A 23,603-nucleotide genomic window follows, 5' to 3' on the forward strand; every position below is an offset into this window, starting at 1 on the left:
TGTGACACCCAGATTTGAAAGGGAGATCATCATGCTCACGACCCCGGATCTCGCGCCGCTCGACGAGGAGATCACCTTCGACCAGCTTCACCTCGACCCTTACCCGATCTATCGGCGCCTGCGCGCCGAGGCACCGGTGCTGCGGGTCCGCTCGATCGGGCGGACCTTTCTGACCAGGGCCGCCGACACCAAGTTCGTGAAGGACAACCCGGCGCTGTTCTCGTCGGACGACCCGAACACGCCGATGAAGCCGGCCTTCCAGGCGCATACGCTGATGCGCAAGGACGGCCCCGATCACCTGTCCGAACGCATGGCGATGGCGCCGGCGCTGATGCCCGGCGCCATCCACAAGGTCTGGCAGCCGCTCTACCGGGAGCTGGCGGAGGCCTATCTCGACCGCCTGCCGAAGGACGGGATTGTCGATTTCCACACCGAGATTTCTGGCCCGATCGCGGCGCGCATCCTCGCCCATATCCTCGGCATTCCCGAAGCGAGCGATGCCGAGATGATGCGCTGGAGCCAGACGCTGATGGACGGGGCGGGCAATTTCGCCTGGCGGCCGGGCCCGTTCGAGGCCTGCGACCGCGCCAATGCAGAGATGAACGCCCTGTTCGAGCGGGCGGTCGAGCGGGTGCGGGCCGAGCCCAATGCCTCTGCCTTCTCGGTGATGGTCAATGCCGAGACCCCGATCCCGCTGAGCCAGATCTACGCCAATATCAAGATCGCCATCGGCGGCGGCATCAACGAACCGCGCGATGCGCTCTCGACCACGCTTTTCGGCCTGCTCACTGAGCGCGAGCAGCTCGAGGAGATCCGGCGCAGCGGCGGCTGGGGGGCGGCCTTCGAAGAGGGGGTGCGATGGGTCGCGCCGATTCAGGCCTCGTCGCGCCGCGCCACCGAGGATGTCGAGATCCGCGGCTGCCTGATCCCGAAGGGCGATACGGTGATGACGATCCAGGCCTCGGCCAATCACGACGAGGAGCTGTTCGAGCATCCCGAGCGCTTCGACGCCTTCCGGGCGAAGAACCCGCACCAGTCCTTCGCCTCCGGCCCGCACCATTGCGCTGGCTCCCATGTCGCGCGCCGCACCGTCGGGCAGGTGATGCTGGAACTGGTGTTCGAGCGGTTCCCCAACCTGAGCCTGCCGGAGCCCGAGGCGGTGCAGTGGCGCGGCTTCGGCTTCCGCGGCCCGATCAACCTGCCAGTGCGGCTGAACTGATTTCGATCCCGAGTGAAAGGACAGACGAGATGAAAGTGACCTTCATTGCCGCAGACGGCACCGTGACCGAGGTCGAGGTGGACGAGGGGCAGAGCCTGATGCAGGCCGCGGTGAGCCATGATGTCGATGGCATCATCGGCGAATGCGGCGGGTCGATGATGTGCGCCACCTGCCATTGCTATGTGGACGAGGCCTGGGCGGAGCGGGTCGGGGCGCAACAGGACGGCGAATCCGATCTGCTCGACTGCGCCGTGTCCGAGGTGAGGCCGGGCAGCCGCCTGTCGTGTCAGATCCGGATGACGGCCGAGCTCGACGGGGTGGTCATCCATCTTCCCGAGGCGCAGCTGTGACGGCCGGGGTGGTGATCGTGGGCGCGGGGCAGGGTGGGTTCCAGCTGGCCGCGAGCCTGCGTCAGGACGGTTTCGACCGTCCCGTCACCCTGATCGGCGAGGAGCCGGGCCTGCCCTATCAGCGCCCGCCGCTGTCAAAGGCCTATATGGCAGACGGGGCGGGCGAGCGGCTGGTGCTCAAGCCCGCCGCCTTCTTCGAGCGCGCGGGGATCGAGCGGCTTGCGGGGCTGCGCGTCACCGCGATCGACCGGGCGGCCCGGCGTGTCGCGCTGAGCGACGGCACACAGCGCGACTATGTGCAGCTGGTGCTGGCGACGGGGGCGCGCAACATGCGCCCGCCTCTGCCCGGCCTCGACGCGCCGGGGGTGCTCGGTCTGCGCACCCTCGCCGATGCCGCGCGGCTCCGCGCCGCGCTTGTGCTCGCGCGCGCCGTGGTGGTGATCGGTGGCGGCTTCATCGGTCTCGAATTCGCGGCGATGGCGCGGCAAGCGGGTCTCGGGGTGACGGTGATCGAGGCCGGGGAGCGGCTGATGGCGCGTGCCGTCACCCCCGCCAGCTCGGACTGGTTCGCCGCGTTGCACCGGGCGATGGGCACCGATGTCCGGCTTGGCTGCGCTGCGACCGGGGTGGAGACGGACGCGGCCGGCAGGGCCTGTGCGGTGACACTGGCCGATGGCGGGCGGGTCGCGGGGGATCTGATCCTCGTCGCCGCGGGCGTTCGGCCGAATGTCGAGCTGGCCGCAGAGGCTGGCGTGTCGGTCGACAACGGCATTGTCGTCGATGGCTGTCTGCGCAGCTCGGATCCGGCGATCTTCGCGCTTGGCGACTGCGCCGCCTTCCCGCTGCCGGGCGCCGGGCAGGTGCGCTTCGAATCGGTGCAGGCGGCGGTCGAGCACGCGCGCCACATCGCGCGCGCGATCACGACCGGCGCAGAGACCGCCTTCGCGATGGTGCCGTGGTTCTGGAGCGATCAGGGCAAGGCGAGGCTGCAGATTGCCGGGATCGCCGCCGGGGCGGATGCGGTGCAGCGGGTGCCGCAGGCGGCCGAGGGCGGCTTCATGGCGCTGGCTTGGGCCGGCGACCGGCTGGCCGCGGTCGAGACGGTGGGGCTTGCGGCGCAACATGTCGCGGCGCGCAGGCTGATCGGCGCGCCGCGCGCGCTGATCGCCGCGGCGGGGTTCGACCTCCGGCAGGCGCTGCTGGCGGGCGCCGAGCGCTGAGACCGGCGGCCGGCGCCGGGGGGGGGCGCCAAGACGCATCACCCCTTGCCGCCGCGCTCCGGCAACCCGGATCCGTTTGCCGCACTATGCGGGCTGACCAAGGAGAGAAAACCGATGAAATCCCGTGCCGCCGTCACCTTTGCGCCCGGCCAACCGCTCGAAATCGTCGAGATCGACGTCGCCCCGCCGCACAGGGCGAGGTGCTGATCCGGATCACCGATACCGGCGTGAGCCACACCGACGCCTTCACCTGTTCGGCGACGATCCGAAGGGCGTCTTTCCCGTCGTGCTCGGGCATGTGGGGGCGGGGATCGTGGCCCAGGTCGGCGACAGCGTGACCCTGGTCCGGCCCGGCGATCAGGTGATCCCGCTCTGCACCGCGGCATGCGGCACATGCGAATTCTGCAGGTCCGGCAAGACCAAGCTTTGCGTCGCGGTGCGCGCCACCGAGGGCAGGGGGCTGATCCCCGACGGCACGACACGCTTTTCCTATAGGGGCGCGCCGGCCCCGCCGCGACCGGACCGCCTCAGCCGAGCTCGATCTCGAGCATCTCGGCGTGATGGCGGATCTGCGCGGGCAGATGCGCGGCAGCGCGCGCGGCGAGGTGGTGCAACCGGTCGGGATCGGGCGCATGCGGCGCCGCGGCCGCGAGGCAGGCCCAGACGCGGCTGGATGCGGCGGCCACCGTCAGCCGCATGAAGGCGGTCGCACCGGCGCCGGGATCCTCGGTCGCCAGCATCCTGTGCCGCGCCGCCTGCCAGGCGGCCTGCGTGGCCGGCACCGGGGCAAGCCAGTCGGCGAAAGCCTGGGCCGCGGCGCCGTCGGCGTGACGCAGCAGCCGCCCGGCCAGGGTCACCGCATGAATGCCGTTCGCGCCCTCGTAGATCGGTGTGATCCGCGCGTCGCGCAGGATCTGCTCGACCCGGTATTCGCGCAGGTAGCCGTAGCCGCCAAGCACCTGGATCGCGAGATCCGCCGCCGCGACGCCGCCCTCGGTGCCGGCGAACTTGCACACCGGCGTCAGGAAATCGAGCAACGGGGCGCTTTCGTCCAGATCCATCTCGACCAGCGCCATCTGCACCAGGGCCCGCAGGCCGAGCGCGATGGTCTCGGCCTCGTCGAGCATCCGGCGCACGTCGGCATGGGCGTCCAGCGCCAGCCCGCTGCGGCCTTGCCGGCGTGTCGCGGCATAGCTGCGGGCGATCGCGGCCGCCCGCGCGGCATGGCCCACGCCCTGCAGCGAGACGTCGAGCCGGGCATGGTTCATCATCGTGAACATCTCGCGCAGCCCGTCGCCCTCGCGGCCGAGAAGCTGCGCCGGGGCGGCGTCGAACAGCATCTGGCAGGTGGGCGAGCCGTGCAGCCCCATCTTTTCCTCGATCCGGGTGACGGTGACCGGCAGACGTTGGCCGTCCTCGCCATGCGAGGGCACGAGGAACAGGCTCAGCCCCTTGACCCCGCTTTGTGCGGTGCCGCTGCGCGCCAGCACCAGGTGCAGGATGTGCGGCGTCAGGTCCTGATCGCCGCCGGAGATGAAGATCTTCTCGCCGTCGATCCGCCAGTGCCCGTCACGCCGGACCGCCTGCGTGCGCACTCCCGAAAGATCCGAGCCGGCGCCGGGTTCGGTCAGCGCCATCGTCGCGAGCCACTCGCCCGAGGCCAGTCGGGGCAGCCACAGGGCGCGCTGCGCCTCGGTGCCGAAACGGGCGATGGTGCGCGCCGCGCCCGGCACCAGCCCGACGACCATCTGCAACGCATGCGAGGCGGCGGCGAAGATCTCGGTTACGGCGCCGGCCAGGGCGGCGGGCATGCCCTGGCCGCCGCTTTCTTCGGGCAGCGCGAGCGCGTGCCAGCCCTGCGCGACGAAGCTGCCATAGGCGGCCCGCAACCCGGCCGGCATGACCACGCGGCCGTTCTCGAGCCGGCAGCCCTCGAGATCGCCGGCCTCGTCCGCGGGGGCGATCTCGGCCGCCGCGAGCCGCCCGAACTGCGCGACGATCTCGCGGGCGAGATCGCCGTCCCAGCCGGGCAGGCGGGACGCCCCGGCGACATGCTCGAGGGTGAAAAGAATGTCATCGACGGGGGCGTTGAACGGGGTCATGGCGTTTCCTTCAGCCCGAGCAACCGGGCGGCATTGTCTTTCAGGATTTTCGGGCGGACCGCGTCGCGGATCGGCAGCGCGTCGAATTCGGCAAGCCAGCCCTCGGGGGCGATCATCGGCCAGTCGGAGCCGAACAGGACGCGGTCCTGCAGCAGGGTGTTTGCGTATTGGATCAGGACCGGCGGGAAATACTTCGGGCGCCAGCCCGACAGGTCGATCCAGACATTGGGCTTGTGCACCGCCATCGCGAGCGCCTCTTCCTGCCAGGGAAAGGACGGATGGGCGGCGATGATCTGCAGGTCGGGAAAATCCGCCGCCACGTCATCAAGGAACATCGGGTTCGAGTATTTCAGCCGCATCCCGTTGCCGCCGCGCATCCCCGCCCCGACGCCGGTCTGGCCGGTATGGAACAGCGCCGGCACGCCGGCCGCCTCGATCGCCTCATAGAGCGGGTAGGCGGCGCGGTCGTTCGGGAAGAACCCCTGCATCGTCGGGTGGAACTTGAAACCGCGGATGCCGAAGTCCTCGACCAGCCGCCGTGCCTCGCGCGCGCCAGCCTTGCCGCGCGCCGGGTCGATCGAGCCGAAGGGGATCAGGATGTCGGCATGGTCGGAGGCCGCTTGCGCGACCTCCTCGTTTTGATAGCGCCGATAGCCGGTCTCGCGTTCAGCATCGACGGGAAAGACCACCGCGGCGATGTTCTTCTCGCGATAGGCGGCGGCGGTCTCGTGCAGGGTCGGCGGATGTGTCCAGGGCGCGTGGAAATACCGCGCCATCTCGGCCTGCAGCGCGTCATAGCCGTCGTCGGCATGGCAGCCGCAGGGCTCCTCGGCGTGGACATGGATGTCGATGGCGCGGATCGTGCTTGGCGCAATCATTGCTCAGTCCTGCGCCGTGGGCATGGCGTCGCGTCGCCGCAACAGGATCACCGCCGCCGCTCCGGCCAGCAGGGTGATCGGGAACAGCGTGTACATCACCCCCTCGGGGCCCGCCCCCGAGGCCACGACGGCCCCGGCCAGCAACGGCCCGGCGATCGAGCCAAGGCGTCCGACGCCGACCGCGACGCCAACCCCGGTGCCGCGGATCTGGAAGGGATAGCAGCGCGGCGCGATGCCATAGAGGATCGCCTGGATGCACAGGATGCCGGCACCGACGATGAACCCGCCGAGCAGCATCCAGCCGAGCGACGCCGGCAGCATTGCGAGCATCAGCAGCGCAAGGCCCGCAGCGGCAAAGCACAGCGCCACCGTGGCGAGCGGGTTGTCGCGGTCAAGCACCTTGCCGCCGATCAGGCTGCCGAGGATGCCGCCGATGTTGAACAGGACCTGCACCAGCGAGGCGTCCGGCTTGCTCAGCCCGCGCGAGACCAGCAGCTGCGGCATCCAGTTCAGCAGCGCATAGACGACGATCAGGCCGAGGAAGAACGACAGCCACAGCAGCACCGTGCGCGCAAGCGAGGACGGCGCCAGGATGTCGCCGATCGCTTCCCAGATCTTTTCCGACTTGGCCTTCTCGACCTTGAGCGGCGGCAGCAGCGCAAGGATCAGCGGTGTGATCACGATCGGCAGGATGCCCCCGATGAGGAAGATCTCGCGCCAGCCGCCACCATGCCAGCCCTGCATCGCGACGAGGCTCGCGGTGGCGCCGCCAAGCGGCACCCCGGCATACATGATCGACACCGCGCGGCCGCGGAAATCGGGCGTGCTGGTCTCCGCGGCGATCGTCACCAGGATCGGAAAGGCGCCGCCAAGGCCGACGCCGGTCAGGAAGCGCATCACCAGAAGCTGCTCAAAGCTCGAGGTCATCGCCGTGGCGATCGAGAAGATGCCGAAGGTGACGAGCGAGAGCGCCAGCGCATTGCGCCGGCCCCAGGCGTCCGAGCTTCGCCCGCCGAGGAACGAGCCGAAGATCAGCCCGAAGGTGGCGGCCGAGAAGAACAGTCCGATCTGCGGGCCGCTGAGCCCGAATTCCGGGACAATCTTCGGGATCGCGACGCCTGCCGATTGCAGGTCGAAGCCCTCGATGATCGCGGCGAGGCAGACAAGCGTCAGCGCCCGGCGACCGCCGTGGCGGCTGTCGGATAAACTATGCATGGATTTTCCTCCCTGGGCGGGGCTCTCTCCCTCCCCGCCGTGTGTCGTGATCTGGGTCAGTCTCCCTCGTCGCCCTGCCAAACCTTCATCAGCAGGCGCCGCAGCTCTGCCCGCTCCGACCCGGAAAGCGCGCAAAGAAGGTGGTCTTCATGGTCCTTCAGCCGCTCGAGGGCCTCGGCGGTCAGCTCCTTGCCGGTTCTGGTCGGGAACAGCTTCTGGACCCGGTTGTCGTTGGGGTCCGCCTCCCGCAGGAACAGCCCGCGCTGTTCCAGCTCGGCGAGGATGGACACGATGTTCGCCCGTTTCAGGCCGATCGCGCGGCAGATGTCGGCGGCCGAGATGCCCGGGTTCTCGACGATCATCAGCAGCACGCTGAGCGGCACCGCCCGCAGGGACAGCGATTCGAGCGCGGCGCTCATTCCCTGCATGTCGCGGATCGAGGCGCGGCGCAGGTGGTACCCTACCAGATCGGCAAGAAATTCAAGCCGTTCCTCCCCGGGTTCGGGCTTTGGGACGGTCTTGTGGGGGGCAGCCATTGCCAGTTCTCCTGTGTCATCGGCAACCAGAACGTGAACAGGATTAATGCTATACAGTATAACAGTCAATCGCTATATCGTATAACAGTCAGGCGGCCGATGATTCGGGGGAGACAGAATCTCGGCGCAACCTTGGGGAGGAGCGAATGACTGTCGTTGACATGAGGATTGCGGGCATGTCCCGCGCGGCACAGGACGGGCGCCGGTACCGCAGGCACAATCCGGTTTCCGGCGCCGTCGCCACCGAGGCCGCGGCGGCAAGCGTCGCGGATGCGGTTGCGGCCGCCGAGGCGGCCGATGCGGCGTTCCCGGCCTGGGCGGCGCTCGGCCCGAACGCGCGCCGCGCCGCGCTGTTGAAGGCGGCCGATGCGCTTGCGGCCAAGGGCGATGCCTTCGTCGAGGCGATGGCGACCGAGACCGGGGCGACCGAGATGTGGGCGCGGTTCAACGTGATGCTCGCCGCCTCGATGCTGCGCGAGGCCGCGGCGCTGACGACGCAGATTGCCGGCGAGGTGATCCCCTCCGACAAGCCGGGCTGCGTGTCGATGGGGCTGCGTGAGCCGGCGGGAGTGGTGCTTGGCATCGCGCCCTGGAACGCGCCGGTGATCCTTGGCGTGCGGGCGCTGGCAACGCCGCTCGCCTGTGGCAACGGCGTGGTGTTCAAGGCCTCCGAGCTGTGCCCGCGCACCCATGCGCTGATCGTCGAGGCGCTGGAAGAGGCCGGGCTGCCGGCCGGGCTGGTCAGCTTCGTCACCAATGCGCCGGAAGACGCCGCCGAGATCGTCGGCGCGCTGATCGACCATCCGGCGATCCGCCGCATCAATTTCACCGGCTCGACCAAAGTCGGACGGATCATTGCCGAACGCGCGGCGCGCCACTTCAAGCCCTGCCTGCTGGAGCTTGGCGGCAAGGCGCCGCTGCTGGTGCTGCGTGATGCCGATCTCGACGAGGCGGTGAATGCCGCGATCTTCGGCGCCTTCTTCAATCAGGGGCAGATCTGCATGTCGACAGAGCGGATCATCCTCGCCCCGGAGATCGCCGATGCCTTCGTCGCGCGGTTCATCGCCCGTGCCGCCTCGCTCAAGGCTGGTGACCCGGCGATCGGGGATTGCCCGCTCGGCGCAGTGATCGACGCCCGGACCGTGGCGAAGGTGAGCGAGCTGATCGAGGATGCCCGGGCGAAGGGGGCGGAGATCCATTCCGCCGGGCCTGCGGAGGGCGTGCTGATGCCGGCCCAGGTGGTGGACCGGGTGACCCCCGAGATGCGCCTTTATGCCGAGGAAAGCTTCGGCCCGGTCGTCGCGATCCTGCGCGCGACGGACGAGGACGATCAGATCCGGCTGGCGAATGATACCGAATACGGCCTGTCGGCGGCGGTTTTCACCACCGATATCGCCCGCGGTCTGACCGTCGCCCGGAAGATCCGCTCGGGCATGTGCCACATCAACGGCGCCACCGTCCATGACGAGGCGCAGATGCCCTTCGGCGGGACCAAGGCCTCGGGCTATGGCCGCTTCGGCGGCAAGTCGGGGATCGAGGAATTCACCGAGCTGCGCTGGATCACCTTCGAAACCCAGCCCGGGCATTACCCGCTCTGAGCGGGCCCGCGACATGCGGTGGCGGGCGGGGCCGAGGCGGCCCCGGCATCGCCCCCCCTTTACGGAAAACAAAAGGAAGAAGACCATGGCTAACGATCACGACACGGTTGTCTACGAGGTCAGCAACGGCATCGCCTGGCTGAAGTTCAACCGCCCCGAGAAGCGCAACGCGATGTCGCCCGCGCTGAACCGCGCGATGATGGAGGCGCTCGACGCGCTCGAGTTCCGCGATGATGTCGGGGTGCTCGTGCTCACCGGCGAGGGCACCTCGTGGACCGCCGGCATGGATCTGAAGGAATATTTCCGCGAGACCGAAAAGGACGGGCTGAAGGGCGTGCGCAAGTCGCAGCGCGAATCCTACGGCTGGTGGCGACGGCTGCGCTGGTATCAGAAGCCGACGATCGCGATGGTCAACGGCTGGTGCTTCGGCGGCGGCTATGGTCCGCTTTTTGCCTGTGACCTCGCGTTCTGCGCCGACGAGGCGAAGTTCGGCCTGTCGGAGATCAACTGGGGCATCCTGCCCGGCGGTGGCGCGACCAAGGTGGCGGTGGAGCTGCTGCCGTTCCGCAAGGCGATGTATCACGCGATGCTGGGCGAGCCGATCGACGGCAAGACTGCGGCCGAGTGGGGGCTGGTGAACGAGTCGATGCCGCTTGCCGCTTTGAAGGACCGGGTGACGGCAGTGGCACAGACCCTGCTGCAGAAGAACCCGGTCGCGCTCAAGGCCACCAAGGACGCGGTCCGCCGCGTCGGCGTGATGACCTATGACGAGGCCGAGGATTACCTCGTCCGGGCGCAGGAGGCGGCGAATTCCTACGACAACGAGGGCCGCAAGGAGGGTATCCGCCAGTTCATCGATGAGAAGTCCTACAAGCCGGGGCTCGGCGCCTACGACAAGAGCCGCAAGAGCTGAGGCCCATCGGGCGGCCGGGCGCAGGGGAGATTTGTCCGGCCGCAACGACATCTGACAGCACGGGAGGAGGACCATGCTCGATTTCATCACACCGGATCCGGTGGCCATGCATGCGCGGCTGCGACCGGCGGCACTTGCCTGTATCGATCTCGCGACCGGACGGCGCTGGAGCTATGGCGCGCTTGACGCCGACATCCTGCGCGCCGTGAGGGTGCTTGCCGGCAAAGGGATTTCGCGCGGTGAACGTGTCGCCGTCATCGCACGCAACTGCGTCGATTTGATCGTGCTGCAGCAGGCGCTGATGCGGCTCGGTGCGATCTTCGTGCCGCTGAACTGGCGGCTGTCCCTGCCCGAACTTGCACGGCTGCTGGCCGATTGCACGCCGAAGCTGGTCTATACCGATTTCGATGCGGCGCCGGTCCTGCCCGAGGGCTGCTGGCTGGAACAGGTCTCGACCTTCATCGACGAGGTCCGCGCCGCCGATCCGGCGCCGCGCCCGCCGCGCCACTCGGGCTTTGACACCTGCATCATCCTTTACACCTCAGGCACCTCGGGAGTGCCGAAAGGGGCGCTGCTGACCTCGCAGTTCCTGCTCGCGACGGCGGTGAACTTCAACGTTCTGGGGGAGGTCGACACCGGCTGCGTCTTCCTGTGCGACAGCCCGATGTTCCATGTGATCGGCATCGTCACGCAGATCTGGCCGCCGATCCTGCGTGGCGGAACCTTCATCGTGTCGCCCGGCTTCGACCCCGAGGCGACGAACGAGCGCCTTGGTCACCCCGACTGGGGCGTCACGCATTACTTCTGTGTCCCGCAGATGGCCGAGGCGCTGCGCCACGCCGGCAATTTCGATCCGTCGCGCTGGCGCAGGCTCAAGGCCCTGTTCACCGGCGGCGCGCCGAACCCGCCCTCGCAGATCCGCTGGTGGCTCGATCACGGCGTCAAGATGGTCGACGGCTACGGCATGACCGAGACTGGCACCACGCTTGGCATGCCGCTGTCGCCCGAGATGCTGCGCGAGAAGGCCGGGGCGGTGGGGGTGGCAGGGCCGCTGACCAGCGTGAGCATCGTCGACGAGAACGACGAGGAGGTGCCCGACGGCGTTCCGGGTGAGGTGGTGATCTTCGGACTGAATGTCACGCCGGGCTACTGGAACCGGCCGGAAGAGCGCGACCGGGCCTTTACCCCCGAGGGCGGCCTGCGTTCGGGCGATATCGGCGTGCGTGATGCGGACGGCTACATCACCATCGTCGATCGCCGCAAGGACATGTTCATCTCGGGCGGCGAGAACGTCTATCCGGTCGAGGTCGAGGCGGCGCTGATCCAGCATGATGCGGTGCGCGAGGTCGCGGTGATCGGCATTCCCGATGAACGCTGGGGCGAGGTCGGCTGTGCCTATATCGTGCCGGCGCCGGGGCAGGCGCCGCAGGCGGCCGAGCTGGTCACGCATTGCCGCAGTCTGATCGCCCATTACAAGGTTCCGAAGGATTTCCGCCTCGTGCCCGAGCTGCCGCGGACCGGATCGGGTAAGGTGATGAAGCATGTGCTGCGCGATACGGCGCGGGCGGAGGTGGCGCCGGCGCGCTGACAAGGCGGCGGCGCGGCCGGGAAATCGCACTCCCCGCCACGCGTCGCGGCAGGTTTCCTCCCTGCCCGGGGGGGCCGGGGCCGGTTCCGGCCGGGCCGGACCCCCCGGGGCTTTTCTTCTGTCGCAAGGCGGGCCGGCCGTGCCGCGCGCCGCGCGTCTCAGGTCGCGGCAGAGAGGTTCACTCGCGCCATCAGCGCTGCGGCGCTCTCCTTGCGCTCGGAATAGCGGTCCACGAGGTAATCGGCCCGGTCCCGGGTCAGGAGGGTGAATTTCATCAGCTCCTCCATCACGTCGACAATCCGGTCATAAAGCGGCGAGGGGCGCATCCGTCCGGCCTCGTCGAACTCCTGAAACGCCTTCGGCACCGAGGATTGGTTCGGGATCGTCAGCAGCCGCATCCAGCGCCCGAGAATGCGCATCTGATTGACTGCGTTGAAGCTTTGCGAGCCGCCCGAGACCTGGATCAGCGCCAGCGTCTTGCCCTGCGTCGGCCGTACCGCGCCCTCGGAAAGCGGGATCCAGTCGATCTGCGTCTTCATCAGCCCGGTCATCGCACCGTGGCGCTCGGGGCTCGACCAGACCATGCCCTCGCACCAGGCCACCAGGTCGCGCAACTCGCGCACCTTCGGGTGGCTCGCATCGGCGCCGTCATCGACCAGCGGCAGGCCGGAGGGGGTGAAGATCCGCACCTCGGCGCCGAGACGGACCAGGATGCGCCCGGCCTCCTCGGCGGCAAGGCGCGAGAAGCTGTGCAGCCGCAGCGAGCCGTAGAGCAGCAGGATGCGCGGCGGGTGCGACGCGGTCGCGGGGGCGAAGAGCCGGTCGCGGTCGATGCCGGGGAACAGGGCGTCGTCGAGGTTGGGCGTCTCCGTCGGAGGTTCAGACAAGGCGGTTTCCTTCCGGATCAGGGATCACCCGGCCGTCTTTTCCGGCCGGAGGGGAGGGCGGGGCGCCGCCTTGCGCGGGCCGGCGCAGTCGGGCGTGCGGGGGGATGCGGCCACTCATGCCGGGAACCGGTCCCGGGTACGATTGGCGATGGCGACGAGCGACAGCATCACCGGCACCTCGACCAGCACGCCGACCACGGTTGCCAGCGCCGCGCCGGAGTTCAGACCGAACAGGCCGATGGCGACGGCGACCGCCAGCTCGAAGAAGTTCGAGGTGCCGATCAGCGCACAGGGCGCCGCCACCCGGTGCGGCAGCTTCCAGGCCCAGGCCCAGACATAGCCAAGCGCGAAGATGCCATAGGATTGCAGCACGATCGGGGTGGCGATCAGCGCGATCAGCAGCGGCTGCGACACGATCACCGGCCCCTGAAAGCCGAACAGCAGCGCCACGGTCATCAGCAGCCCGAGGACGGAGGCGGGCTTGATCCGGGCGGTGAAGGCCGAAACCGCCGCCACACCGCCGCGCGCGATCAGCCGGTACCGCGTCACGGTGCCGGCGATCAGCGGAATCACGATATAAAGGACGACCGACAGGATCAGCGTCTCCCACGGCACCGCGATCTCGGTCACACCAAGCAGGAAGGCGACGATCGGTGCGAAGGCCACGACCATGATCAGATCGTTCACCGACACTTGCACCAGCGTATAATTCGGGTCCCCCTTCGTCAGCTGCGACCAGACGAAAACCATCGCCGTGCAGGGCGCGGCGCCGAGCAGGATCAGCCCGGCGACGTATTCGGCCGCCCGATCGGGTGCGATCAGCGCGGCGAAAAGGTGCTCGAAGAACAGCACCGCCAGCGCGGCCATGGTGAAAGGCTTGATCAGCCAGTTCACCACCAAGGTGATGACCAGACCTTTCGGACGCCGCCCGACATCCTTGAGCGAGCCGAGGTCGATGCCGATCATCATCGGATAGACCATCGCCCAGATCAGCACCGCGACAACGAGGTTCACCGAGGCGTATTCGAGCCCGGCCAGTGCGCCGAACAAGCCGGGCGCGAGGCTGCCCAGCACCAGCCCGGCAAGGATGCACAGGGCGACCCACAGGGTCAGTCCGCGTTCGAAGAGGCTCATGTGATGTCCTTCGCGGCAGGGAGGCAGCAGGCGCCGGCCGGCGACGGCGTCAGGCCGGAAATGAGATCGGTCAGCGGTGCAAGGGCAGCGGGGGTCAGAGCGTAGCAGATGCGCGGCCCGTCGATCTCGCCGGAGATCACGCCGGCGGCCTTCAGGATGCGCAGATGCTCGGAAACCGTGGACTGGGCCAGGCCGATCGCCTCGACGATCTCGCCCCCGATGCAGCCCGGAGCCGCCTGCAGCATGCGCAGGATCCGGATCCGCGCCGGATGTGAGAGTGCCTTTGCCAGGGCGGCAATCTCCGCGTCCCGGGTCTGCCTGTCGTCGCTCCGGATCTGCATGGCTGCTCCAATATCGTTGATCGTCGATAAGCGAAGATTGCCCGAGATACAAGCCCCTTCGCGGGCGATGGCAGAGCCGGGGCATGCGAGGGGGCTGGCCGCTTCTGGTGGCGCGCTGTCACCGGCCCTGATGGCGGGAAAATTAAACCCAAATATGGGACCGGAGGTGGCTTCTGTTCCGCGAGCCGCTCGGTTAGGGTTCCCCTCGAAGCTTCGCTCCACCATCCCAAAACAGGCTGAAGAAATGAAAAAGTTTAACGCCGCGCTGGTCGCGACGGCTGTTGCCTTGTGCGTGTCGACCCCGGCGCTCGCCGAGGACCTCGTGTTCACGCTGAAAAACGGCACCCATTCCGTGCTGAACAACTTCTACACGTCCCCGGTGGGCGTCAATGCTTGGGAAGACGACGTCTTCGGCGATCAGGTGCTCGAACCCGGTGAATCGATGGAGATCACCATCGCCGATGGCCGCAGCGTCTGCGACTACGACATGCGCTTCGAATTCCAGGGCGACGAGCTCGACACCACGATCGACACGCAGAACCTGTGCGAGCTTGGTGAGTACACGATCCACGAATGAGGGATCGGTGGGTGGCCTGCAGGCCCTCCGCGTCGCTCATCCGGCCTCGGCCTCGGCCGGGGCCGGGGCGGTGCTCGCGCAGGCCTCTGCAAAGGCTTCCGAGGCGCAGGCGAACTTGATCGCCTGCCAGCGCAGATAGTCGCGCACGAGCTGCGGTGCGATCCAGCACGCCCCGCGGTTGCTGGGCCGCGCCCAGCCGATCAACCCGGCCTCGCGGGCCTGCGCGAACAGCCGCGCCGCATGGGTGCGCGAGATCCGGTAGCGGCTTGACAGCACCTTGGGCGAGACGGTGCCGACCCAGATCGGCGCGGCCGCATCTTCGGCCGGCGGGGGCACATCCGCGATCAGGTCGTGCAGGATGCTGCTGCCGGAATCGGAACTGACGAATTTCGCGATGCTGGCGGGCGGCTTGTGCCAGTCGCGGCGGGCGGCCAGCATCCGCGCGAAGCGGGGCTGCGCGGCGTGCAGCAGCTCGGGCCGCGCCCGGGAAAGCGCCGCGCGACCGCCGTCGTCGAGCCGGTCGAGCGCCCGCAAGTGGATGTCGAAATAGCGCCGGATCAGCCCTTCGCTCATCTCGCTCGCTTCGACGGCGCGTTGCCGGCCATCGGCGCGCGCCAGCGGCGTGACGAAGCGATAGCGGCGCATCTCCATCAGGAATGTGTGCGCGGTGTTGCGGCTGGCGATGCCGCTGTCGCCGATTGCCCGCACCAGATTGGCGGGCGAGATCGGCGGGGCGGCCGGGTCGTGGCGGTGCTCGAAATGCAGCGCGATGGTGATCTGGCTCAGCATCCAGCGCTGCAGGTCGGCGACGTAATGGACCTCGCGCGGCAGCGCCAGATGCGTCTCGAGCAGGTCATGGGCCGCCGAGGCCAGACAGTCCCGGAACCCGTGCATCCGCACGAGCGTGTCGACTGTATAGGCGCAGGGGGCGGAGGGCAGCATGATGCGCGTTTCTTGCAAGTTCCGCAGGGGCGGGCAAGGGGGGGCGCCTCAGCGCCCCTCTGCGGCGGCCCCGACCACCAGATGCCCGCCGCCGATGTCGCGCAGGATCTGGCGTCGCGGCGCCTTTCCCAGCGGATAGACCGGGCTTGGCACCTCGCCCGCAAGGCGCGGCAGCGGCGGCCGTTCGAACCCCGGGTCGGGCACCGGCACCGCCGCCATCAGCCGCCGGGTATAGGGGTGCTGCGGGTTGCCGAAGATCTGCGCACGGGTGCCCATCTCGACCATCTGGCCCATGAACATCACCGCCACCCGGTCCGAGATGTTCTCGACCACCGCCATGTCATGGCTGATGAAAAGATAGGCGATGCCGAATTCGCGTTTCAGCGCCGCGAGCAGGTCGAGCACCCGCGCCTGCACCGAGACATCGAGCGCCGAGACGCTCTCGTCGGCGATGATCAGCTTCGGCTGCAGCGCAAAGGCGCGGGCGATGCAGATCCGCTGGCGCTGGCCGCCCGAGAACTCGTGCGGATAGCGGTCGAGCTGATCGCGGGCAAGCCCGACCCGCTCGAACAGCGTGGCGACACGGGCGCGCCGGGTCTCGGGTGTGCCGATGCCGTGGATGAGAAGCGGCTCGCCGACCAGATCGCCCACCCGCATCCGCGGATCGAGCGCCGCCATCGGGTCCTGGAACACGATCTGCACATCGCGGCGCAGTGCCTTCATCTCGCGCGGGGACAGACCGCCGAGCCGGTGGCCCGCCACCTCGATGCTGCCCTGATGCGGCACGAGCCCGGTCAGCGCCTTGGCGATCGTCGACTTGCCGCAGCCGCTTTCGCCGACGAGCGAGAAGGTCTCGCCGGCGCGGATGTCGAAGCTGACGCCCTCGACCGCATGGACACGGTGGGTGACGCGCGACAGCAACCCGCCGCGGATGTCGAAGCGCACGCAGAGATCGCGCAGCCGCGCGACGGGGGCCGTTTCGGCGGCGGGGGCAGGGGCGCCGCTGCCGTCGCCCATCCGCGGCACCGCGGCCAGCAGGTCGCGGGTATAGGGCTGTTGCGGCGCGGCGAAGATCTGCGCGACCGGGCCGGTCTCGACCACCTGGCCCTGTTTCATCACGATCACCCGCTCGGCCATCTCGGCCACAACGCCCATGTCATGGGTGATGAGGATAATCGCGGTGCCCATCTCGCGCTGCAGGTCACGCAGCAGGTCAAGAACCTCGCGCTGCACGGTGACGTCGAGCGCGGTGGTCGGCTCGTCGGCGATCAGCACGTCGGGGCGCAGCGCCAGCGCCATCGCGATCATCACGCGCTGCCGCATGCCGCCCGACAGCTCGTGCGGGAACTGGTCGAGCCGGCGCTCGGGTTCCGAGATGCGCACCGCCTTCAGCGCCTCGAGGGCGCGGCGGCGGGCCTCGGTGCGCGAGACCGGCGCATGGGCGCGGATCGCCTCGGAAAGCTGGCGCCCGATCGACAGCACCGGGTTCAGCGAGGTCATCGGCTCCTGGAAGATCATCGCGATGCGGTTGCCGCGAATGGCCCGCATCCGGCCCTCGGGCAGGCGCGTCAGATCCTCGCCGTCAAGGCGGATCGCGCCGGCGCTGACGCGCAGCGCGGGCGGCGGCAGCAGTCCCATGATCGCGAGCGAGGTCAGCGACTTGCCCGAGCCGCTCTCGCCGGCGATGGCGATGGTCTCGCCGGGCGCCAGGGTGAAGCTGAGATCGCGCACCAGCGCCCGCTCGCGCCCTTCTGCCCGGACCGAGATCGTCAGCCCCTCGACCGACAGCGCCGGGCGGGGCGGGGCATCCGGGGCCGTCATGGCCCCGGACCGGAGTTCCGCTGTGGCGCTCATTCGAACACGCTGCGCGGGAAGTAGAAGCTGACCACCCAGTTCGGCATGTCGACGATCTCGGAGATCCGCAGATCGCCACAGGTCGAGACCAGCATGTAGGCGTCGACCGCCGCCATGCCGTGCCGTGCCGAAAGCAGGTCGACCATGCCCGCGACCGCATCGCGCGCCGCGACCATCAGGTCGGGACCGATGCCGGTGGTGACCTCGTAGCCCGCGGTGTCGAGATGGCGGGTGACCGGGCCCGGCGTGGTGAAGCGGGGGAACTTCAGGTCCTCGCCCTTCACCACATCGAAGGTCAGCACGGTGTCGATCGGGCTTTCGATCGCGGTGCCGCAGACCTCGCCGTCGCCCTGCGCGGCGTGGGTGTCGCCCACCGAGAACAGCGCACCCTCGACCTCGACCGGCAGGTAAAGCGTGGTGCCCGCTGCCAGATCGCGGATGTCGAGATTGCCGCCGACCCGGCGCGGCGGCACGATCGAATGCTCGCCCGGTGCGGCGGGGGCGACGCCGATGGTGCCGCAGAAGGGTTTCAGCGGCACCTTGCCATGGCGGCCCCAGAGCGCCTGACCGGGCGCGGCCGCGTCATATTTCCAGATGTTCAGCGCCGGGTCCTTGAACTGGTCGGCCAGCAGGCCGAAGCCCGGGATGTTCGCCGTCCAGCCCCAGGCGGTGCCCTCTTCCTCGCGCGGGGCGAAGCTGTCGATCGTCACCTTCAGCACGTCGCCGGGCATCGCCCCGTCGATATAGACGGGGCCGGAGACCGGGTTGATCTTGCCGAAATCGAGCGTCTTCACATCCTCGACCGTCGAGGACGGGCCTAGCTGGCCCGCCGAGGCGTCAAGGCAGTGGAAGAGGATGGTCGACCCCGGCGCCACCGTCTCGACCGGGGCAAGCGAATTATCCCAGCCGAAATGGTGCTGCGCACCGTGGATCGTGTAGCCGCAGGCTTTGCACATGTGCGTTCACTCCGTCACATAGACATAATCATAGTTCACCGGGATCGAGACCGGATCGACGTAGAGGTCATCGCTGCCGCCCATGCGCGCCGACTTCATCGTGTAGCGGTTCTCGTTGAACACCGGCACCCAGGGGGCGTCCTGCATGATCTTCATGTAGACGTCCGACCACAGCGCCAGCCGCTCGCCCTGCTTTGCCGGATCGACGATGGAATCGGCCTTGGCCGCCTCGGCATCGAGATCCTTGTTGCAGTACCACGACCAGTTCCAGCCGCCCTCGACCGCGCCGGCACAGCCGAGGATCGGGCCGTAGAAGTTCGACGGATCGGGGAAGTCGGCGATCCAGGCCATGCCGCCCGACCAGATCATCGGCGCGGTCTTCGGCGTGCCGCCCGCTTCGATCACGTTCGCCTGGGCCAGCGCCTTGATCTCGGCCTTGACCCCGATTGCGGCCAGATCCTGCTGGATCGCCTGCGCGATGCGCGGGTTCGGGTCGGTGTTCATCACGTAAAGCTGGGTCTGGAAGCCGTCGGGATAGCCCGCCTCGGCCAGCATCGCCTTGGCCTTCGCCGGATCGAAGGCATAGCCCGCGTACTCCTTGGTATAGCCCGGCATCGAGGGCGGCAGCGGCTGCGTCGCGGGGGTGGCGCGGCCGTTGATCATCTGCACGATCCGGTCCTTGTTGATCGCCATGTTGATCGCGCGGCGGACCTCGACGTTGTCGAAGGGCTTCATCTCGACGTTCAGCGTGATGTAGCCGGTCTGCAGCTGGCCGCCGACGACGACCTGTTTCTTCTCGTCGGGGTTGTTCATCACCTCGGTGAATTTCGCCGGCGGGATGCCGTCGCCGGGGATGTCGACCTCGCCCTTCTGCAGGCGCAGCAGCGCCACGATCGGCTCCTGGCCGACCTCGAAGGTCACGCTGTCGAGATAGGGCAGGCCGGCGCGCCAGTAGTCGGCGTTCTTCGTCAGCAGCAGCTTCTGCCCGATCGTCCAGTCGCTCAGCTTGAAGGCGCCGGTGCCGACCGGGTGCTTGCCGAAATCGGCGCCCCATTTCTCGACTTCCTCCTTCGGCACGACCGAGGAGAAGTTCAGCGCCATCACGTGCAGGAAGGTGGCGTCAGGGCGCGACAGCTCGATCTTCACGGTGGCGGGGTCGAGGACGGTCACGCCCGACAGGCTGGTGGCCGAGCCGTCGGCCATCGCGTCATAGCCGGCGATCGAGCCGAAGAATCCCGCGCCGGGCGATTGCGTCGCGGGCGTGGTGACGCGGTCGAGCGAATATTTCACGTCCTCGGCGGTCATCTCGCGGCCGTTGTGGAACTTCACGCCCTTGCGCAGGTGGAAGGTATAGGTCTTGCCGTCGGGCGAGATCTCGTAGCTTTCGGCAAGGCCGGGGCGCAGCTCGGTGGTGCCGGGCACGTAATCCATCAGCCCGTCGAAGATCGACTTGATCATCGACCAGTTCTGCCAGTCATAGCCGATCGCCGGGTCGAGCGTGGCGACGTCGTCCTTGTAGGTGATGACGATGTTGCCGCCGGGTTTGGCGTTCGGATCGGGGGTATAGTCCTGCGCCGCGGCAAGGCTTGCGAAGGACAGCGACACCGCAAGAGCGCTCGTCGCCAGCAGCGTGTTCATCAGGCTCATCTTGGTCTCCGTCTGTTGGATCGGTGGTGGTGGTGCGTGGGGCCCCGTAAGGCGGGGTCTTGGGGAAAGGCTCAGCGCAGCTTGATGCGCGGGTCGATGAAGGGGGTGACGAGGTCGGCCAGCAGGTTGCCGAGCACGATGGCGCAGGCCGAGACCAGCGTGACGCCCATGATGATCGGGATGTCGACGCGCTGGATCGCCTGCCAGGCGAGCTGGCCGATGCCGGGCCAGCCGAAGACGCTCTCGACGACGACGATGCCCGACATGAAGATGCCGATGTCGATGCCGATCATCGCGATGATCGGCAGGATCGCGTTCGGCATCGCATGCAGCGCCAGCACCCGGGCCCGGCCGAGCCCCTTGGCGCGGGCGGTGCGGATGTAGTCCGAACGCAGCACGTCGATCATCGAGGAGCGCATCATCCGGCTGTACCAGCCCGAGCCCATGATCCCGAGCGTCATCGCCGGCAGCACGAGGTTCGACAGGTGGCCATAGCCGCCGATCGGGAACCAGCCGAGCTTGACCGCGAAGACGTAAAGCAGCAGCAGCCCGACCACGAATTGCGGCGCCGAGACCGCGACGAAGGAGGCGATCATCAGCGACTGGTCGAGCGCGCCGCCGCGGCGAACCGCGGCCAGAACGCCGAGGCTGAGCCCGATTGCCAGCTCGGCCACGATCGCGCCGAGCATCAGCAGCAGCGTCGCCGGCAGCCGCGCCATGATCAGCGCCGCGACCTCGGTCTTCTGCAGATAGCTGCGCCCCATGTCGCCGTGGAACAGCCCGGCCAGATAGCGGCCGTATTGCACGATGAAGGGCTGGTCGAGGCCAAGCTGGCGGCGGATGTTCTCGACCGTTTCGGGCGTGGCCGAGCGCCCTGCGATCTGGCGCACCGGGTCGGCGGGCAGCACGTAAAGCAGCAGGAAGGTGATGAAGGACACGCCAAGCAGGATCAGTGCGGATTGCACGAGGCGGCGGAACACATAGGCCAGCATCAGTCACGCCCCCGCTGGGTCGGGTCGAGCACGTCACGCAGCGCGTCGCCCACAAGGTTGAAGGCCAGCGCGAGCGCAAGGATCGCGGCGCCGGGGATGAAGACAAGCCACGGCGCGGCCTGGAAATAGGTCTGGTTCTCGAAGATGATGTTGCCCCAGCTCGGCGTCGGCGGCTGCACCCCCACGCCCAGATAGCTGAGCGTCGCCTCGAGCAGCACCGTGGTCGAGATCCCGAGCGTGCCCCAGACGATGATCATCGGCACCAGATGCGGCAGGATGTGGCGAAACAGGATCCGCCCGGTGCCGGCGCCGAGCGTGCGCTCGGCCGCGACGAATTCGCGCTCGGCCAGCGCCGAGGTCTCGGTATAGACGACGCGGGCGGTCTGCACCCAGTTCACCAGCGCGATCACCATCGCCACGATCCACAGCGAGGGGGTGAAGATCGCCGCGAGGCAGATCGCCAGCAAGAGCGCCGGGAAGGCCATCATCAGATCGGTGAAGCGCATCAGCACGGCGCCGATCCAGCCGCGGAAATAACCCGCGGTGACGCCGATCAGCGTGCCGATCAGCAGCGCGAGCCCGTTCGCCACCACGCCGATCACCAGCGAGGTGCGCGCCCCGAACAGGATGCGCGAGAACAGGTCGCGGCCGAGCAGGTCGGTGCCGAGCCAGAACTTGTCGCCGGGCGGCATCGGCGCGCCCTCGAGCGTGAGCCCGTCGAACATCTGGTCCTCGGGCGCGAAGGGGGCGATCCAGGGGGCGAAGATGGCCCCCGCCGTCACCACCACGATCAGCGCCAGCCCGATCAGGGCAAGCTTGCGCTGCAGCAGCCGGCGCAGCGCGCCCTGCGGTTGCGGGGCGGCCTCAGCCGAGATCACGTCGGTCATTGCCGTCCTCCTGTCTGTCGTGGCTGGCCACGACGCGCCGCGCCGCATCCTCGAAACTCACCTGCCAGGCCATCGCCATCTGCCGCAGCTGGTCATAGGCCGCGGCCTCGCCCTTGCCGCGCGCGGCAAGCAGGGTGACGGCGCGCACCACGGTCTGGCGCTCGTCGAGGCGCCGGCGCAAATCGGCGATCTGCGCCGAGAGCGACTGCCGTGCCTCGAAGGCGAGCCGCGCGATCAGCAGCGCCGAATAGGCGCCGCCGTCGCCCACGGGTTTCAGCAGCTGTGCATGCGCCCCCGCCTCGAGCGACCATTCGATCCGGCCCGGCGCCTCCGATCCGATCAGCGCGATCATCGGCATCGGGCTTTCGCCCGGGCGCCAGGGGAATTGCTCGTCGAAGCCCTGATCGACGTCGAAGAACAGGAAATCGGCGGCGATCGCCTCGGCCGGCAGCTCGGGCCAGCATTGCACCACCGTCAGCCCGATCGCGCGCAGCTGGCGCTCGAGCGCCTGCACCGTCGGGTGCGGCCGGTGCAGGATATAGGCGCGCGCGCTGCCGAGGTTCGCGATCCGGACCTTGCGCTTCATCACACCACCTTCAGCCGCGGCGCGGCGGGCATCGCCGCCTCGCGCCCATGGGAAAGATAGGGGTCGCCCATCCGCGCCGCGAAGCGTTCGCGGATCGCGAAGGCGCCGTTCTCGACCTGTGCGATCAGCACCGGCAGTTCGGTGTGATGGGTGGCGGGATCGATGCCCTCGGTGCCGCCCGGCGCATGGGCGAGCAGCTGCGCGAGGCTTTCGCGCGTCGCCCCTGCATGGCCCGACAGCAGCCGCGCCAGCCGGTGCACCGCCGACCAGGCCGCCGCCTCGTGCGACGAGCCGAAGCTGCGCTGCGCCCCGGGCCAGCCGGTCGCGCCGCGGAAATAGGGGCCGGCGGCGACCAGCCCCTCGGCCGCGGCGGGCTCGATCGCGGCCAGCTCGCATTCGGTGAGGTTGCACGACAGGATCGGGCAGGTCTCGGGGCGGAAATGCGCGATCTCCTCGCCAAGCCGGCGATAGGCGGCAAGGAAGGCGTATTGCGACGGGCCGATCAGGTTGTTCAGGATGAAATCGGGACGGGTGGCGCGGATCTCCTCGATCATCCGGCCGATATCGACCGAGCCGAGCGGCAGATAGCGCTCGCCCAGCACCTCGCCGCCCGCACCCGAGATCACCTCGCGCGCCAGCCGGTTCATCTCCCAGCCCCAGATGTAGTTCGAGCCGGTGAGATAGCCGCGCCGGCCGAGCCGGGCGAAGGCCCAGCCCAGCAGCGGCAAGAGGTGCTGGTTCGGGCAGGCATGGGTGTAGACGACGTGGTCCGAGGCCTCGAAGCCCTCGTAGGGCACCGGATACCACAGCGTGCCGCCGGCCTTCTCGAGGGTCGGGATCACCTCCTTGCGGCTCCAGGAGGTGACGCAGCCGATCACGTGCCGGGCCGAGCTGTCGCGCAGGATTTCCTCGCACAACGGGCCGTAGGCGTCGATATTGCCGCGCGGGTCGCGCTCGACCGGCACGAAGCGCAGCGGAACCGCGGGATCGGCGTTGATATGGTCGATGGCGCTCAGCGCCCCGGTGCGGCAGGCCTCGGAAATGAGCGAGTAGCTCCCCGAGCGGGAATAGAGCAATCCGAGTTCGACCTGTGTCTTCATGTCCGCCTGACGCCTGTGCAATGTCCGAAACGCAAAAACGCCCCGCCGACGAGCCGCGGGAGGCGGTGTCGAAGCGAGGCG

At 68.6% G+C, this 23,603-nt stretch carries 22 protein-coding genes and 1 pseudogene; 8 read left to right on the top strand and 15 right to left on the bottom strand.

Annotated elements, in window-relative coordinates:
* The first annotated feature begins 31 nt into the window (after positions 1-31).
* The 4 genes and pseudogenes from EOW65_RS07290 to EOW65_RS20475 all read left to right on the top strand — a co-directional run.
* Positions 32-1,219 (top strand): cytochrome P450, encoded by a 1,188-nt coding sequence (locus EOW65_RS07290; RefSeq protein WP_128148308.1) that lies wholly within the window; start codon positions 32-34, stop codon positions 1,217-1,219.
* Positions 1,220-1,248: 29 nt separating this feature from the next.
* A complete protein-coding gene (locus EOW65_RS07295; protein WP_128148309.1) occupies positions 1,249-1,569 on the top strand; it encodes a 2Fe-2S iron-sulfur cluster-binding protein in 321 nt (106 codons plus the stop codon).
* The gene (locus tag EOW65_RS07300; protein WP_128148310.1) at positions 1,566-2,789 is read left to right on the top strand and encodes an NAD(P)/FAD-dependent oxidoreductase; all 1,224 of its coding nucleotides are present in this window, start codon (positions 1,566-1,568) and stop codon (positions 2,787-2,789) included. The genes EOW65_RS07295 and EOW65_RS07300 overlap by 4 nt, the downstream gene beginning before the upstream one ends.
* Before the next feature lie 313 nt (positions 2,790-3,102).
* Positions 3,103-3,180, top strand: a pseudogene (locus EOW65_RS20475) (hypothetical protein); the annotation flags it as partial.
* 136 nt (positions 3,181-3,316) lie between these two features.
* Here EOW65_RS20475 and EOW65_RS07310 read toward each other — a convergent pair.
* Genes EOW65_RS07310 through EOW65_RS07325 form a run of 4 tightly spaced genes read right to left on the bottom strand, consistent with a single transcriptional unit; the run spans position 3,317 to position 7,520 of the window.
* Complete coding sequence (locus EOW65_RS07310; RefSeq protein ID WP_128148311.1) at positions 3,317-4,891, bottom strand: acyl-CoA dehydrogenase family protein; 1,575 nt, start codon at positions 4,889-4,891, stop codon at positions 3,317-3,319.
* Positions 4,888-5,769: an amidohydrolase family protein gene (locus EOW65_RS07315; protein ID WP_128148312.1), complete on the bottom strand. Its 882-nt coding sequence runs from the start codon at positions 5,767-5,769 to the stop codon at positions 4,888-4,890. The genes EOW65_RS07310 and EOW65_RS07315 overlap by 4 nt, the downstream gene beginning before the upstream one ends.
* Before the next feature lie 3 nt (positions 5,770-5,772).
* A complete protein-coding gene (gene mhpT / locus EOW65_RS07320) occupies positions 5,773-6,984 on the bottom strand; it encodes a 3-(3-hydroxy-phenyl)propionate transporter MhpT (RefSeq protein ID WP_128148313.1) in 1,212 nt (403 codons plus the stop codon).
* A 56-nt stretch (positions 6,985-7,040) separates the two neighbouring features.
* Positions 7,041-7,520, bottom strand: a complete 480-nt coding sequence (locus EOW65_RS07325; protein WP_128148314.1) for a MarR family winged helix-turn-helix transcriptional regulator — start codon at positions 7,518-7,520, stop codon at positions 7,041-7,043.
* Between the two features lie 146 nt (positions 7,521-7,666).
* On the opposite strand from EOW65_RS07325, the gene EOW65_RS07330 reads away from it, so the two are divergent.
* The 3 genes from EOW65_RS07330 (at position 7,667) to EOW65_RS07340 (ending at position 11,619) form a co-directional block, all read left to right on the top strand.
* On the top strand, positions 7,667-9,118 hold the full coding sequence (locus tag EOW65_RS07330; RefSeq protein ID WP_128148315.1) for an aldehyde dehydrogenase: 1,452 nt from the start codon (positions 7,667-7,669) through the stop codon (positions 9,116-9,118).
* A gap of 85 nt (positions 9,119-9,203) precedes the next feature.
* Complete coding sequence (locus EOW65_RS07335; RefSeq protein WP_128148316.1) at positions 9,204-10,031, top strand: p-hydroxycinnamoyl CoA hydratase/lyase; 828 nt, start codon at positions 9,204-9,206, stop codon at positions 10,029-10,031.
* Between the two features lie 73 nt (positions 10,032-10,104).
* A complete protein-coding gene (locus EOW65_RS07340; protein ID WP_128148317.1) occupies positions 10,105-11,619 on the top strand; it encodes an AMP-binding protein in 1,515 nt (504 codons plus the stop codon).
* 158 nt (positions 11,620-11,777) lie between these two features.
* On the opposite strand, the gene arsH is transcribed toward EOW65_RS07340, so the two are convergent.
* The 3 genes from arsH to EOW65_RS07355 form a co-directional block, all read right to left on the bottom strand.
* Positions 11,778-12,506 (bottom strand): arsenical resistance protein ArsH, encoded by a 729-nt coding sequence (arsH, locus tag EOW65_RS07345; RefSeq protein WP_128148318.1) that lies wholly within the window; start codon positions 12,504-12,506, stop codon positions 11,778-11,780.
* Positions 12,507-12,620: 114 nt separating this feature from the next.
* Positions 12,621-13,640 carry an ACR3 family arsenite efflux transporter gene (gene arsB / locus EOW65_RS07350; protein ID WP_128148319.1) on the bottom strand — a complete coding sequence of 340 codons (1,020 nt, stop codon included), beginning with the start codon at positions 13,638-13,640 and terminating at the stop codon, positions 12,621-12,623.
* Complete coding sequence (locus EOW65_RS07355) at positions 13,637-13,981, bottom strand: ArsR/SmtB family transcription factor (protein ID WP_128148320.1); 345 nt, start codon at positions 13,979-13,981, stop codon at positions 13,637-13,639. Before EOW65_RS07355 ends, arsB begins: the two co-directional genes overlap by 4 nt.
* Before the next feature lie 244 nt (positions 13,982-14,225).
* Between EOW65_RS07355 and EOW65_RS07360 the strand changes: the two genes are divergently transcribed.
* Positions 14,226-14,558, top strand: coding sequence for a DUF3108 domain-containing protein (locus tag EOW65_RS07360; protein WP_128148321.1), 333 nt, complete (start codon positions 14,226-14,228; stop codon positions 14,556-14,558).
* A gap of 36 nt (positions 14,559-14,594) precedes the next feature.
* Here EOW65_RS07360 and EOW65_RS07365 read toward each other — a convergent pair whose 3' ends face one another.
* The 8 genes from EOW65_RS07365 to EOW65_RS07400 all read right to left on the bottom strand — a co-directional run bounded on the left by EOW65_RS07365 (position 14,595) and on the right by EOW65_RS07400 (position 23,522).
* Positions 14,595-15,500, bottom strand: a complete 906-nt coding sequence (locus EOW65_RS07365; protein ID WP_128148322.1) for a hypothetical protein — start codon at positions 15,498-15,500, stop codon at positions 14,595-14,597.
* A gap of 48 nt (positions 15,501-15,548) precedes the next feature.
* A complete protein-coding gene (locus EOW65_RS07370; RefSeq protein ID WP_394342737.1) occupies positions 15,549-17,321 on the bottom strand; it encodes an ABC transporter ATP-binding protein in 1,773 nt (590 codons plus the stop codon).
* A gap of 29 nt (positions 17,322-17,350) precedes the next feature.
* Positions 17,351-18,310: an acetamidase/formamidase family protein gene (locus tag EOW65_RS07375; RefSeq protein ID WP_128148324.1), complete on the bottom strand. Its 960-nt coding sequence runs from the start codon at positions 18,308-18,310 to the stop codon at positions 17,351-17,353.
* A 6-nt stretch (positions 18,311-18,316) separates the two neighbouring features.
* Positions 18,317-19,948, bottom strand: a complete 1,632-nt coding sequence (locus EOW65_RS07380; RefSeq protein WP_128148368.1) for an ABC transporter substrate-binding protein — start codon at positions 19,946-19,948, stop codon at positions 18,317-18,319.
* An 80-nt stretch (positions 19,949-20,028) separates the two neighbouring features.
* On the bottom strand, positions 20,029-20,949 hold the full coding sequence (locus EOW65_RS07385) for an ABC transporter permease (RefSeq protein WP_128148325.1): 921 nt from the start codon (positions 20,947-20,949) through the stop codon (positions 20,029-20,031).
* Positions 20,949-21,836, bottom strand: a complete 888-nt coding sequence (locus EOW65_RS07390) for an ABC transporter permease (RefSeq protein ID WP_128148326.1) — start codon at positions 21,834-21,836, stop codon at positions 20,949-20,951. The genes EOW65_RS07385 and EOW65_RS07390 overlap by 1 nt, the downstream gene beginning before the upstream one ends.
* On the bottom strand, positions 21,814-22,422 hold the full coding sequence (locus tag EOW65_RS07395) for an ANTAR domain-containing response regulator (protein ID WP_128148327.1): 609 nt from the start codon (positions 22,420-22,422) through the stop codon (positions 21,814-21,816). Before EOW65_RS07395 ends, EOW65_RS07390 begins: the two co-directional genes overlap by 23 nt.
* Complete coding sequence (locus tag EOW65_RS07400; RefSeq protein WP_128148328.1) at positions 22,422-23,522, bottom strand: transporter substrate-binding protein; 1,101 nt, start codon at positions 23,520-23,522, stop codon at positions 22,422-22,424. Before EOW65_RS07400 ends, EOW65_RS07395 begins: the two co-directional genes overlap by 1 nt.
* Positions 23,523-23,603 lie beyond the last annotated feature (81 nt).

The organism is Paenirhodobacter ferrireducens (assembly GCF_004022265.1).
Classification (GTDB): domain Bacteria; phylum Pseudomonadota; class Alphaproteobacteria; order Rhodobacterales; family Rhodobacteraceae; genus Rhodobacter; species Rhodobacter ferrireducens.

Coding starts and splice junctions, on each gene's coding strand:
- EOW65_RS07290 (WP_128148308.1), top strand. CDS start 32: ATGCTCACGACCCCGGATCTCGCGCCGCTCGACGAGGAGATCACCTTC.
- EOW65_RS07295 (WP_128148309.1), top strand. CDS start 1,249: ATGAAAGTGACCTTCATTGCCGCAGACGGCACCGTGACCGAGGTCGAG.
- EOW65_RS07310 (WP_128148311.1), bottom strand. CDS start 4,891: ATGACCCCGTTCAACGCCCCCGTCGATGACATTCTTTTCACCCTCGAG.
- EOW65_RS07315 (WP_128148312.1), bottom strand. CDS start 5,769: ATGATTGCGCCAAGCACGATCCGCGCCATCGACATCCATGTCCACGCC.
- mhpT (WP_128148313.1), bottom strand. CDS start 6,984: ATGCATAGTTTATCCGACAGCCGCCACGGCGGTCGCCGGGCGCTGACG.
- EOW65_RS07325 (WP_128148314.1), bottom strand. CDS start 7,520: ATGGCTGCCCCCCACAAGACCGTCCCAAAGCCCGAACCCGGGGAGGAA.
- EOW65_RS07330 (WP_128148315.1), top strand. CDS start 7,667: ATGACTGTCGTTGACATGAGGATTGCGGGCATGTCCCGCGCGGCACAG.
- EOW65_RS07335 (WP_128148316.1), top strand. CDS start 9,204: ATGGCTAACGATCACGACACGGTTGTCTACGAGGTCAGCAACGGCATC.
- EOW65_RS07340 (WP_128148317.1), top strand. CDS start 10,105: ATGCTCGATTTCATCACACCGGATCCGGTGGCCATGCATGCGCGGCTG.
- arsB (WP_128148319.1), bottom strand. CDS start 13,640: ATGAGCCTCTTCGAACGCGGACTGACCCTGTGGGTCGCCCTGTGCATC.
- EOW65_RS07355 (WP_128148320.1), bottom strand. CDS start 13,981: ATGCAGATCCGGAGCGACGACAGGCAGACCCGGGACGCGGAGATTGCC.
- EOW65_RS07360 (WP_128148321.1), top strand. CDS start 14,226: ATGAAAAAGTTTAACGCCGCGCTGGTCGCGACGGCTGTTGCCTTGTGC.
- EOW65_RS07365 (WP_128148322.1), bottom strand. CDS start 15,500: ATGCTGCCCTCCGCCCCCTGCGCCTATACAGTCGACACGCTCGTGCGG.
- EOW65_RS07370 (WP_394342737.1), bottom strand. CDS start 17,321: ATGACGGCCCCGGATGCCCCGCCCCGCCCGGCGCTGTCGGTCGAGGGG.
- EOW65_RS07375 (WP_128148324.1), bottom strand. CDS start 18,310: ATGTGCAAAGCCTGCGGCTACACGATCCACGGTGCGCAGCACCATTTC.
- EOW65_RS07380 (WP_128148368.1), bottom strand. CDS start 19,948: ATGAACACGCTGCTGGCGACGAGCGCTCTTGCGGTGTCGCTGTCCTTC.
- EOW65_RS07385 (WP_128148325.1), bottom strand. CDS start 20,949: ATGCTGGCCTATGTGTTCCGCCGCCTCGTGCAATCCGCACTGATCCTG.
- EOW65_RS07390 (WP_128148326.1), bottom strand. CDS start 21,836: ATGACCGACGTGATCTCGGCTGAGGCCGCCCCGCAACCGCAGGGCGCG.
- EOW65_RS07395 (WP_128148327.1), bottom strand. CDS start 22,422: ATGAAGCGCAAGGTCCGGATCGCGAACCTCGGCAGCGCGCGCGCCTAT.
- EOW65_RS07400 (WP_128148328.1), bottom strand. CDS start 23,522: ATGAAGACACAGGTCGAACTCGGATTGCTCTATTCCCGCTCGGGGAGC.